We start from the raw sequence: 12,063 nt of genomic DNA on the forward strand, positions 1-12,063 counted from the left end.
GCGGCGTCCCTGTCGGACGCCGCGGGCCGCGTTCTGCTCGGATCTCAGGAGGTCATGCAGTGCGGTTCGAGGGCGGTCGGCGAGCCCGGCGCCCTCACCGTGAACCCGAACGTGGTCGACGCGCCCACGGCGAGAGCGCCGTTGTAGTTCGCGTTCTTGACCGTGACGTCCGGACCCGACTGCGTGAAGGTGCCGTTCCACAGGCTGTCGACCGTCTCACCGTTGGCGAAGGTGAAGTGGGCCATCCAGCCGCCCAGCGGGAGCGTGCCGGTGTTGGTGACGGTGATCTCGCCCTGGTAGCCGCCGTTCCAGCTGCCGACGGAGCGGTACCCGGCCTTGCAGACCTTGCCCGGGTCGCCGGGCGGGTCGGTGGGCGGGTCGGTCGGGCCGCCGCCGTCCTCGCCGACGCCCGTCACCTCGCCGTTGCCTCCGTCGAAGACCACGTCGGAGCAGCCGTAGAACGTCTCGTTGCTGTCCGAGCGCTGCCACACGGTGTACAGGAGGTGGCGGCCGCTCTTGCCGGACGGCAGCTTCGCGTTCCAGTGGTAGTAGGCGTCCTCGCTGCCGGGCGAGCCGACGCTCGGCGGGTCGGTGACGCTGTAGAACGGCTGGTCCTCCAGGTCGTCCCAGCTGAGGGGCCTGGTCGGGCTCCAGCTGTCCTTCGTGACGTAGGTGCGGAACGTTCCGGGATGGGCCGCCCACTTGTTGTACCGGAACTCGATGTCGGCGCCGGAGGTCAGGTGCGTGACCGGCCAGTCGTCGCGGGCGAGGTCGTAGCCGCCGAAGTCGTAGACGACCGCGCCGCCGCTGCACAGCTTCCCGTCGGGGATGAAGCCGCGGGTGCGGCCGGCCCCGTCCGAGCGCAGGACGGCGAACCAGTTGTAGAGCGAGTTGGGGCCGCTCTGCGCGACCGCCGCCGCGCAGGCCGGGTTGTGCGGGACGATCTGCCCGGTCGGGCTCAGACCGTCCTTCCAGCACAGGTAGGTGCGGCTGCCGGGCACCATCATCGCGCCGTGCGCGGACGCCGGCGCGGCCGTCAGCAGCGCGCCGGCGATCATCGCGGGGCCGAGCACCGCCCCCGCGGCCAGTGCCCTTCGTCTTCGCTTGCCCATGTTCCTCCCGTCACCGGGCCGAGGAGAGTGCTGTCCAGCGGACGCTAACTCCGCCTCGCGGGGCTCGTGAACGGGCCTTTCAGGCTTTCATCGGCCGCGGGGGGCGCGGGCGCGGGGGCGGGGCTCAGCCCTTCGTCGCGCCCGCGGTGAGGCCTCCGATCAGCTGGCGCTCGGCCACCGCGTAGAAGGCGATGGCGGGCGCCATCGCCAGCACGATGTAGGCGATGACGAGCGCGTAGTTCGTCGAGTACTGCCCCTGGAACTGCTGGATGCCCACGGGGATCGTCTGCCATTTCGGATCGGCCAGCACCAGCAGCGGGAGGAAGAAGTTGTTCCAGCTCGTCACGATGGCCAGGACCGACACGGTGCCGAGGGCGGGCCTCGCCATCGGCAGCAGGATGCGCCAGAAGAACCCGAACCGGGTGCAGCCGTCCATGATCGCGGCCTCCTCCAGCTCGGCCGGGATCGTCCGGAAGAACGAGCGCAGGATGATGATCGTGATGGGCAGCGCGAACGCGGCCTGCGGCAGGATGACGCCGAGCGGGTTGTCCAGCAGCCCGAACGAGCGCAGCAGGACGAACAGCGGCAGCACCGCCACGGCCGGCGGGAACATCAGGCCGGCCGCGAACAGCGTGAAGAAGAACTCCCGGCCCCGGAAGGCGTAGCGGGCGAACGCGAACGCCGCGAGCGCCGCCGCCGCGACGGTGAGCAGCGTGGTGGCGACGGCGATCGCCACGCTGTTGCCGAGCTGGCGCCAGAAGTCGCCGGACGACAGGATGCCGGTGTAGTTCGACGTCTTCCAGGGCGAGGGCAGCCCGACCGGATCCGTGGTGAGGTCGCCCGTGGTCTTGAAGCCGGACACGACCGCGTACAGCAGCGGCACGACGATGAAGGAGCCGAGCACCCACACCAGGGTGTGCCGGGACGCGCTCCGCGCGAGGCCCGCCCTCATCGGCGGCCTCCCGCGGAGGTGACGGCGCCCTGCAGGTCGCGGCGCAGCGCGTAGCGCTGGTAGAGCAGGGAGAAGACCATGCTGATGAGGAACATGGCCACGCTGATCGCGCTCGCGTAGCCCATCTGGTACCGCTTGAACCCGAACTGGAACATGGTGACGGCCATCGTCTCCGTGGAATGCGTCGGCCCGCCGGTCGTGGTGACCCACACGAGGTCGAACAACTGGATCGAGCCGATGACGGACAGGAACACGCTGATCCGCAGCGTCGGCGCGAGCAGCGGCAGCGTGACGCCGCGGAACCGCCGCCACGGCCCGGCCCCGTCGATCGAGGCCGCCTCCAGCACCTCGGCGGGGACGCCCTGGAGCCCGGCGAGGTAGATCATCATGTGGAAGCCGAAGTACTTCCAGGTCATGACGGCGAACAGGGTGGGCAGCGCGGTGCCCGGGTCGGAGAACCACCTGCCGGCGAGGCCGCCGACGAGCGGCAGGTCCCCGACGAGCGTGTCGGCGAGCCCGGTGCCCGGCAGGAAGATGATGCCGAACAGGACTCCGGCGATCACCTCGGACAGGATGTAGGGCGCGAAGAAGACCGCCCGGTAGACCGCGCGGCCGCGCATCCGCTGGTTCAGCAGGACGGCCGTGCCGAGGGCGATCGGCAGCTGGACGGCGATCGACAGGACGACCATGACCAGGCCGCGCCACAGGTCGCCGCGGAAGACGGGGTCGCCCGACAGCTTCCGGTAGTTGTCCAGGCCGGCGAAGTCCTCCGGCCGGCCGAAGCCGCCCCAGGTGAAGAAGCTCGTGTAGAACGCGACGAAGATCGGGATCAGCACGAAGAAGAGGAACAGCAGCAGCGCCGGGAGGAGGAACCAGGTGGCGGACATCCAGCCGCGCAGCCGCCGCCCCGCCGGCGCGCCGCGGGCCCGCCCCCGCGGGGCCCGCACGGCGGGCCGCGGCCGGTCGTCGGTCGTGGCGGACCCCCGGATCGTGTGGGTCATTGGCTCTTGGCCGCCTTGGTCACCTGCTGGGCGACCTCTTCCGGGGTCCCCTTGCCGCCGACGAGGGCGGCGACGCTGTCGTTGACCTGCTGCCCGACGGCGGGCGGGAAGGCCTGGTCCAGGTAGAGCTGGAACCCGCTGGAGCCGTCCAGCGCCTGCGCGACCTGCTTGCGGTTCGGGTCGTCCAGCGCGCTCTCGGCTCCCTTGACGACCGGCATGAAGGCGCCCGAGGAGACGAGCTTGCGCTCGTTCTCGCCGTTCATCAGGAACGTCAGGAAGTCCAGCGCCTCCTTGGGGGCGTCCTTGCTGAGCGAGTGGCCGTTGCCGCCGCCGAACACGTCGGTGACGGCTCCCTGGCCTCCGTCGACGGTCGGGAAGGGGAACCAGCCGAGGTCGTCGCCGATGCCCTTGCCGGAGGCGTCCTTCTCCACCGAGGGCGCCCACTGCCCCATCAGCTCCATGCCGGCCTTCCCCGCGCCCATGGTGGCGGCCTGGCCGCCCGGTGCGTCATAGCCGGCGTTCTGGAAGCCGCTCTGGAAGGGCTGGAGGTCGACCAGTTCCTTGAGGTGCTGCCCGGCCTGGACGAACGCCGGGCCGGTGAAGTCGTTCGACTTGGCGGCCTGCTCCAGCGCGGTCATGCCGCCGACGCGCATCGCCAGGTAGGCCCAGTAGTAGTGGCCGGGCCACTTGTCCTTGCCGCCCAGCGCGATGGGAGTGACACCGGCGCCCTTGAGCTTGCGGACGGCGTCCAGGAACTCCGCCCAGGTCTTGGGGGTGCCCTTGATCCCGGCCTTGGCGAAGTGCCGCTTGTTGTACCAGAAGCCCACCATGCCCATGTCGTACGGGACGGCGTAGGTCTTGCCGTCGAACTGGTACGCCTTCTGCGACACCGGCGTGATGGTGCCGAGCAGGCTCGCCCCGTCCGAGGTGAGGTCCTTCACCAGCCCCGCGTCGATCTGCTGCTTGAGCACGCCGCCGCCCCAGGTCACGAAGACGTCCGGCAGCTTCCCCGACGCGACCAGCGCGGTCATCTTCGACTTGTAGGCCTCGTTCTCCAGGTTGGTGAGCTTGATCCTGACGTTCGGGTGCGACGCCTCGTAGGCCTTGGCGATCTGCGGATAGAGCGACTTGGACGGTTCGGTGGTCGCGATGTCCATCCACTCGACGGTCACCTTTCCTCCCGACCCGGAGCCGCCGTCGCCGCAGGCGGCGACCAGGGGCGCGGCGGCGGCCAGCACGGCGCCCGCGGAGACTGCGGTGAGGAGGGAACGGCGCGACAGCGGTGGGATGCCCATGATGGCCTCCTGGATCGGGGGTGGCTCGGCCTGGAGCGGCGGGGCGGGACGCTCTCGAAACATTTCGAAATTCTTCGGGCTTGCCGTTGCCGTGGAACTTTAAGAAAGGGCCCCCTCACGGTCAAGGCTTCCGCCGTGAGTGACCGAAATCGAACGTCCGAGAAGGCATGGACGGGGGCTAGGAGAGAGCGAAACATTGCGATACTGTTCGCAATCGTTTCCTCGGGGAGGAGAGAAGCGTGCCCGTGCGCACCACCGACGAGATGCCGGACCCCCCGTCCCGGCCGACCCTGGCGCTGATCGCCTCCGAGGCGGGGGTGTCCCCCGCCACGGTCTCCAAGGTCCTCAACGGCCGCACCGACGTGGCCGCCGCGACCCGCGAGCGCGTGGAGGCGCTGCTGCGCACCCACAACTATCCGGGGCCCGGCGGGTCCCGGCGCGCCCGCAGGTCCGGCCTGATCGACCTGGTCCTGGCCGGCCTGGACAGCCCGTGGGCGGTGGAGATCCTGCGCGGGGTGGAGGCCGAGTGCGCCGAGCACGGCACCGGCGTCGTCGTCTCGCTGGTGCGCGAGGACGACGCCCGCCCGCCGAGCTGGCAGAACCTGCCCGCGCTGCACCACAGCGACGGGGTCATCCTGGTGACGTCCCGGATGACGCGGCGCCAGCGCGAGCAGCTGGAGCGGGCCGGCGTCGGGCTCGTCCTGGTCGACCCGGTGAACCTGCCGGACACCGAGATCGCCAGCGTCGGCGCCACCAACTGGGCCGGCGGGCTCGCCGCGACCGAGCACCTGATCGGGCTCGGCCACCGCCGCATCGCGATGATCGGCGGACCCGCCGACATGCTCTGCACGCAGGCCCGGGTGGACGGCTACCGGACCGCCCTGGAGCGCGCCGGGATCGAGGTCGACCGGGACCTCGTCCGGTACGGCGACTTCCACCACCAGGGCGGGTACGCCCGCACCCGCGAGCTGCTGGCGCTGCCCGACCCGCCCACCGCGGTCTTCGCGGGCAGCGACGAACAGGCCATGGGCGCCTACCAGGCGGCCCGGCTCGCCGGGCTCCGCATCCCCGAGGACCTGAGCGTCGTCGGCTTCGACGACCTGCCGACCTGCGAGTGGCTGTCGCCGCCGCTGACGACCGTCCGGCAGCCGCTGGAGGAGATGGGCCGCGTCGCGGCCCGCACCCTGCTCCAGCTGCTGGACGGACGGCCGCCGCTCACCCCCCGCGTGGAGCTGGCCACCGACCTGCGCGTGCGCGCCTCCACCGCGCCGCCGCCCCCCGCCCCGCCGTCCCGCACACCGCCGTCCCCCACGGAGGAGCGATGACCGAAGCCGTCCCGGCCCCGAGCGCGATCCGCGGGCCCTGGCAGGACCCCGGGCTGCCGGTCGCCGAGCGGGTCGCCGGCCTGCTGGCCCGGATGACGCCCGAGGAGAAGGCGGGGCAGCTCGCCGGCTTCTGGGCGATGCCGGCCGGGCCCGGCGAACCCGTGGCGCCGATGGAGGACGACTCCCACGAGACCGCCCCGCGCCTGGAGGAGATCCTGGACCGCGGTCTCGGCCAGCTCACCCGCGTGTTCGGCACCCTTCCGGTCGCGGCCGCCGAGGGCGCCGCCCGGCTCCGCGAGCTGCAGGGCCGGGTCGCCGCGGGCAACCGGTTCGGCCTCCCGGCGATCGCGCACGAGGAGTGCCTCAACGGCTTCATGACGTGGGGCGCCACCGTGTTCCCCAGCCCGCCCGCGTGGGGCGCCACCTTCGACCCCGAGCTGGTCGGCGAGATGGCCGCGGCGATCGGCGCGAGCATGCGGGCGGCGGGCGTCCACCAGGGCCTCGCGCCGGTGCTGGACGTCGTCCGCGACGCCCGCTGGGGCCGCACGGAGGAGTGCATCGGCGAGGACCCGTATCTCGTCGGGGTCCTCGGCACGGCCTACGTGAGGGCCTTGGAACGATCCGGCATCGTCACCACGCTCAAGCACTTCGCCGGCTACTCCGCCTCCCGCGCCGGCCGGAACATGGCGCCGACCCCGATCGGCCCGCGCGAGTTCGCCGACGTCGTGCTGGAGCCGTTCGTGATGGCGCTGCGCGACGGCGGCGCCCGGTCGGTCATGCACTCCTACACCGACGTGGACGGGATGCCCGCCGCGGCCGACGAGCGCCTGCTGACCGGCCTGCTGCGCGAGCGGCTCGGCTTCGCGGGCGTCGTCGTCGCCGACTACTTCGGCATCTCGTTCCTGGAGAGCCGGCACCGGGTGGCCGGGTCGCGGGGCGAGGCCGCCGCGCTGGCGCTGCGCGCCGGGATCGACATGGAGCTGCCGACCGTCCGCTGCTACGGCGCGCCGCTGATCGAGATGGTGCGGCGGGGCGAGGTGCCCGAGGAACTGCTCGACCGCGCCGCCGGCCGCGTCCTGGCGCTGAAGGCCGAACTCGGGCTGCTGGACGGTGCGCCCGCCCCGGACGAGGGAGCGGAACTCGACTTCGACCCTCCGGAGCACAGGGCGCTGGCGCGGCGGCTGGCCGAGGAGTCGGTCGTCCTGCTGGCGAACGACGGCGTGCTTCCGCTGAGCTCCGGCGAGGGGGTGGTCCTGGCGGGGCCGCTGGCGGACGACCCGTTCGCGATGCTGGGCTGCTACACGTTCCCGAGCCACGTGGGGCGCCAGCATCCGGAGATGCCGCTCGGCGTGCGGATCCCGACGCTGGCGGACGCGCTGCGCGCCGAGTTGCCCGGCGTGCGCGTCGCGGGCTCGGACGACGTGTTCGTCGCCGATGACGCCGACATCGAGGCCGCCGTCGCGGCGGCGCGCGAGGCCGGGGTGTGCGTGCTCGCCCTCGGCGACCGCGCGGGGCTCTTCGGCCGCGGCACGTCCGGCGAGGGCTGCGACGCCGAGACGCTCGCGCTGCCGGGACGGCAGGCCGAGCTGGCCGCGGCCGTCCTGGACACCGGCACGCCGACGGTCATCGTGATGCTGACCGGGCGCCCGTACGCGATCGAGGCCCTCGCCGACCGGGCCGCCGCCGTCGTGCAGGCGTTCTTCCCCGGCGAGGAGGGCGGCGGGGCCGTCGCGGGAGTGCTCTCGGGCCGCGTCGAGCCGTCGGGGCGGATGCCGATCAGCGTGCCGCGCCGCGCGTCCGGCCCGCCGGTCACCTACCTGCGGTCGCTGATGGACGGCGGGCACGACTGGAGCGCGGTCGATCCCGTCCCGCTCTACCCGTTCGGCCACGGCCTGACCTGGACGTCGTTCGAGTACGAGGACCTGCGCGCGGACGAGCGGGCGGCGACCGACGGGACGGTGACGGTCAGCGCGGTCGTCCGGAACGCCGGGGGACGCGCCGGGACGGAGGTGGCGCAGCTGTACCTGTCCGACCCGGTCGCGTCGGTGGTGCGGCCCGCCCGCTGGCTCGCCGGATGGGCCAGGGTCCGGCTGGAGCCGGGCGAGGCGGCGCGGGTCGCGTTCCGGGTGCACGCCGACCGGACGTCCTTCACCGGCCCGGACCTGCGGCGCATCGTCGAGCCCGGCGTCGTCGAGGTCTGCGTGGGACGGTCGAGCGCCGACCTGCCGCTGCGCGGCGCGTTCACGCTCGACGGGCCCGTCCGCGAGCTCGGCCCGGACCGGGTCCTCACCGTCCCGGTGGAGGTGACGCCGCTGTGACCGCGTTCCGCAATCCCGTCCTGCCGGGCTGCCACCCCGACCCCTCGGTCTGCCGGGTGGGCGGCGACTTCTACCTCGTGACGTCCACCTTCGAGTGGTTCCCCGGGCTGCCGGTGTTCCACAGCCGCGATCTCGTGCACTGGCGCCGGCTCGGGCACGCGCTGGACCGGCCCGGCCAGCTGCCGCTGGACGGCGTCCCGGCGTCGGGCGGCCTGTACGCGCCGACGCTGCGGCACCACGACGGCACCTTCTACCTGGTCTGCACGCTGGTGGACGGGACACGCTGGTCCGGGCACTTCGTGATGACCGCGTCCGATCCCGCCGGGCCGTGGTCGGACGCGCACCGCCTGGACGGCGACGGCATCGACCCGTCCCTGTTCTTCGACGACGACGGCCGCGCGTGGTGCACCGGAACCCGGCCGACCGGCCGCTACGAGGGCCACACCGAGATCTGGCTGCGCGAGTTCGACCCGTCCGCCCTCGCCCTGGCCGGCGAGGAGCACGTGATCTGGGACGGCGCGGTGAAGGGGGCGATCTGGTCCGAGGGCTCCCACCTCTACAAGATCGGCGGCCGGTACGTGCTGCTCACGGCCGAGGGCGGCACCGCCCACGACCACGCCGTGATGGTCGCCCGCGCCGACGACGTCACGGGCCCCTACGAGGGGAACCCGCGCAACCCGGTGCTGACGCACCGCGATCTCGGCTCCGGGCATCCGATCGTCGGGGCCGGGCACGCCGACCTCGTCGACACGCCCGGCGGCGAATGGTGGATGGTGCTGCTCGCGATGCGCCCGCACCACCTCGACCGGTGCGCCCTCGGCCGGGAGACGTTCCTGGCACCGGTCACCTGGGAGGACGGCTGGCCGGTGACCGGCGGCCGGGTCGAGCCGAGCCACCCCGTCCCGTCGCTGCCGCCGCATCCGTGGCCGGCCGCCCCGGCGTGCGACCACTTCGACGGGCCCGGACTGGACCCGGCCTGGAACATGCTGCGCACGCCGCGCGAACGCTGGTGGAGCCTGACGGAGCACCCCGGGCACCTGCGGCTGCGCGCCCGCCCGGAGACCCTCGCGGACGTCGCCAACCCCTCGTTCCTCGGACGGCGCCAGCAGCACCCGGACTTCGCCGCGTTCACCTCGCTCGACTTCGCACCGGCCAATGAGGAGTCGGCCGGGCTCGCCCTCGTGCAGAACAACGACTTCCACGTCCTGCTCGTGTCGACGTGCCAAGGGCTGCGCCTGGTCAAACGCGAGCAGGGCGTCGAGACGGTGCTCGCCACCGGACCGGCCGTCTCGGGGCCCGTCCGGCTGGGCTTCGAGGCGCACGGGCGCTGGTACCGGGCGTTCTACGGCGCGGCGCCCGGCGAGTGGACGCCGCTCGGCGACCCGGTGGACGGCGACATCCTCACCAGCCAGGTGGCGGGCGGGTTCACCGGCGCCTACATCGGCCTCTACGCCACGTCCAACGGCCGGACGAGCGGCGGCCACGCCGACTTCGCCTGGTTCGAGTACCGCCCGCTCTAGAGGAGCAGCGCGGGGTCGGCGATCACGCGTTCCACGACGAGGCCCGCGGCGCCGAGGACCGCGGCGCCCTCCGCGAGGCCGGACACCTCGACCGGAGGCACGCCGCGCCGCAGCGAGCCCGGCCCCTCCGCGAGGACGCCCTCCAGCGGGGGCCGGATCCAGGCGGCCAGCGAGGAGAACACCCCGCCGAGCACGATGGTGTCCGGGTCGATCAGGTTGACGGCCGAGGCCAGCGCGCCGCCGAGCGCGCGGCCCGCCCGGGCCACCGCGTCGAGCGCCGCCGCGTCGCCGCCGCTCAGCCGGTCGACCAGGCTGCCCACCGAGCCCTCGGGCCCGGCGGCCGGCCGCGTCACCGGCAGGCCCGCCGCGCGCAGCATCGCTTCCTGGCCGGCGATCTGCTCCAGGCAGCCGCGCCCGCCGCAGGAGCAGGCGGGGCCGGACGGGTCGGCGACCAGATGCCCGAGCTCGCCCGCGAAGCCGTGGGCGCCGCGGAAGACCCGCCCGTCCACGACGATGCCGGCGCCGATCCCGATCTCGCCCGAGACGTGCACGAAGTCGCCGAACCGGGCGCCGCCGCCGAACCACAGCTCGCCCAGGGCGGCGAGGTTGGCCTCGTTGTCGTACTCGGCGGGCAGCGCCGTGGCGAGGCCGGGGGCGCCGGTGACGGGGACGTCCGTCCAGCCGAGGTTCGGGGCGTGCCGCACCACGCCGTTCTCGCGGTCGAGCAGGCCGGGCAGGGCGACCGCGGCGCCGGCGACGGTCAGGCCCTGCCCGGCGGCGGCGGCGATGGCCTCGCCCGCGAGCGCGGACAGCGCGGCGAGCACGGCGCCGGGTTCGCGCCCGCGGTTGTCGGAGCTGACGACGTGCCGGTAGCGGACCTGCTTGGCGAGGTCGAGGACGCAGGCGGCGAGGTAGTCGACGTTGACCTCCAGGCCGAGCCCGGCCGCGCCGTCGCCGTGGACGGACACGCCCACGCCGGGACGTCCGCGCTCCCCCTCGCGCACCGGTGCGCCGTCGCGCACCAGGCCCGCGCCCTCCAGCAGGGAGACGAGGTTGGACACCGTCGTCTTGGTGAAGCCGGTGAGCTCGGCCAGGCGCGCCCGCGTCACGGGCTGGTGGCGGGCCACGTGCTCCAGGACGACGGCGAGGTTCCGCTCCCGCATCGTCGCGTGCCGGACGGGGGCGTTGGCGGACTTCGTCATGGAAGAACCCTAATTGAATCACGTGTATAGGCAGGGCAGAGGCCCTCTGCTAGGTTATTTAGTCCAAGCTGTTTACGAAAGGCGGGACCCGGATGCCCGAGAGCCTGGTCGCGGGCGTCGACTCCTCGACGCAGTCGACGAAGGCCGTGCTGTGCCGCGCCGCGGACGGCGCCGTGGTCGCGGCCGCCTCCGCCCCGCATCCGGACGGCACCGAATGCCACCCCGACCACTGGTGGCGCGCGCTGGGCCAGGTCAGGGAGCTGCTCGAACGCGCCGACGCGGTGGCGGTCGCCGCGCAGCAGCACGGCATGGTCGCGCTGGACGGCGCCGGCGAGCCCGTCCGGCCCGCCCTGCTCTGGAACGACACGCGCTCGGCGCCGCAGGCCCGCGCCCTCGTCGAGGAGCTCGGCGGCGCGAAGGCCTGGGCGGAGCGCACCGGCAGCGTGCCGCTCGCGTCGTTCACGGTGACCAAGCTGCGCTGGATGGCCGAGCACGAGCCCGACCACGCGCGCCGCACCGAGCAGGTCATGCTCCCGCACGACTGGCTGACGCTGCGACTCGGCGCGTCCGAGCCGGTGACCGACCGGGGGGACGCGTCCGGGACCGGCTACTGGTCCCCCGCGACCGGCGCGTACCTGCCGGACCTGCTGCGCGCGGCGCTCGGGCACGAGGCCCGGACGCCCCGCGTCGCCGGCCCCGGCGAGCGCGTCGGCGAGACGGCCTGGGGCGCGGCCCTCGGCCCCGGCACCGGCGACAACATGGGCGCCGCGCTCGGGCTCGGGCTGGAGCCCGGCGACGTCGTCGTGTCGATCGGCACCTCCGGCACGGCGTTCGCGGTCGCCGGGGAGCCCGCGGCGGACGCCTCCGGGCTGGTCGCCGGGTTCGCCGACGCGACCGGCCGGTACCTGCCCCTGGTCTGCACGCTGAACGCCGCGCGGATCCTGTCGGCCGCCGCCGCGATGACCGGGGCCTCGCTGGAGGAGCTGTCCGCGCTGGCCCTCGCCGCCGAGCCCGGCGCGGGCGGCCTGACGCTGCTCCCCTACCTGGACGGCGAGCGCACCCCCGACCGGCCGGACGCCAGCGGCGTGCTCGCGGGGCTCACCACGTCCAACGCCACGCGGGAGAACCTCGCGCGGGCCGCCGTGGAGGCGCTGCTGTGCTCGCTCGCCGACGCCGTCGACCACCTCGCCGCGCAGGGCGTCCGGCCGCGCCGCGTCCTGCTGATCGGGGGCGGCGCCCGCGCGCACCCTCGCGGACCTGGGCCAGCGCTCCGAACGGCTGAGGGGCGACCTGCGGGACCTGGAGGAGACGAAGGCCCGGCTGGAGCGGGACGCCGAG

The 12,063-nt window shown here is 73.9% G+C and carries 9 protein-coding genes; 4 read left to right on the forward strand and 5 right to left on the reverse strand.

Translation table 11 applies throughout. From position 1 onward, the window contains the following. Positions 1-44: 44 nt before the first annotated feature. From AB0K37_RS35460 to AB0K37_RS35475, 4 genes are all read right to left on the reverse strand, one after another. The gene (locus AB0K37_RS35460) at positions 45-1,112 is read right to left on the reverse strand and encodes a lytic polysaccharide monooxygenase (protein ID WP_363988674.1); all 1,068 of its coding nucleotides are present in this window, start codon (positions 1,110-1,112) and stop codon (positions 45-47) included. A gap of 124 nt (positions 1,113-1,236) precedes the next feature. After that, a complete protein-coding gene (locus AB0K37_RS35465) occupies positions 1,237-2,064 on the reverse strand; it encodes a carbohydrate ABC transporter permease (protein ID WP_363988677.1) in 828 nt (275 codons plus the stop codon). Then, a complete protein-coding gene (locus AB0K37_RS35470) occupies positions 2,061-3,065 on the reverse strand; it encodes a sugar ABC transporter permease (protein WP_363988680.1) in 1,005 nt (334 codons plus the stop codon). The genes AB0K37_RS35465 and AB0K37_RS35470 overlap by 4 nt, the downstream gene beginning before the upstream one ends. Then, positions 3,062-4,360: an extracellular solute-binding protein gene (locus AB0K37_RS35475; RefSeq protein WP_363988682.1), complete on the reverse strand. Its 1,299-nt coding sequence runs from the start codon at positions 4,358-4,360 to the stop codon at positions 3,062-3,064. The genes AB0K37_RS35470 and AB0K37_RS35475 overlap by 4 nt, the downstream gene beginning before the upstream one ends. A 263-nt stretch (positions 4,361-4,623) precedes the next feature. Here AB0K37_RS35475 and AB0K37_RS35480 point away from each other — a divergent pair, with 263 nt between their 5' ends. The 3 genes from AB0K37_RS35480 to AB0K37_RS35490 are packed head-to-tail and all read left to right on the forward strand — an operon-like array spanning position 4,624 to position 9,523. Further along, on the forward strand, positions 4,624-5,685 hold the full coding sequence (locus AB0K37_RS35480; protein ID WP_363988696.1) for a LacI family DNA-binding transcriptional regulator: 1,062 nt from the start codon (positions 4,624-4,626) through the stop codon (positions 5,683-5,685). After that, positions 5,682-8,003 carry a glycoside hydrolase family 3 N-terminal domain-containing protein gene (locus AB0K37_RS35485; RefSeq protein WP_363988685.1) on the forward strand — a complete coding sequence of 774 codons (2,322 nt, stop codon included), beginning with the start codon at positions 5,682-5,684 and terminating at the stop codon, positions 8,001-8,003. The genes AB0K37_RS35480 and AB0K37_RS35485 overlap by 4 nt, the downstream gene beginning before the upstream one ends. Continuing rightward, positions 8,000-9,523 (forward strand): glycoside hydrolase family 43 protein, encoded by a 1,524-nt coding sequence (locus tag AB0K37_RS35490; RefSeq protein WP_363988688.1) that lies wholly within the window; start codon positions 8,000-8,002, stop codon positions 9,521-9,523. The genes AB0K37_RS35485 and AB0K37_RS35490 overlap by 4 nt, the downstream gene beginning before the upstream one ends. On the opposite strand, the gene AB0K37_RS35495 is transcribed toward AB0K37_RS35490, so the two are convergent. Next, positions 9,520-10,725, reverse strand: a complete 1,206-nt coding sequence (locus tag AB0K37_RS35495; RefSeq protein ID WP_363988690.1) for an ROK family transcriptional regulator — start codon at positions 10,723-10,725, stop codon at positions 9,520-9,522. The genes AB0K37_RS35490 and AB0K37_RS35495 overlap by 4 nt on opposite strands. A gap of 92 nt (positions 10,726-10,817) precedes the next feature. Here AB0K37_RS35495 and AB0K37_RS35500 point away from each other — a divergent pair. Then, positions 10,818-12,063 (forward strand): FGGY family carbohydrate kinase (locus AB0K37_RS35500; RefSeq protein WP_363988693.1); only part of this gene is annotated, 1,246 nt, incomplete at its 3' end.

It is taken from the genome of Actinomadura sp. NPDC049753 (assembly GCF_040674655.1).
Classification (GTDB): domain Bacteria; phylum Actinomycetota; class Actinomycetes; order Streptosporangiales; family Streptosporangiaceae; genus Spirillospora; species Spirillospora verrucosospora.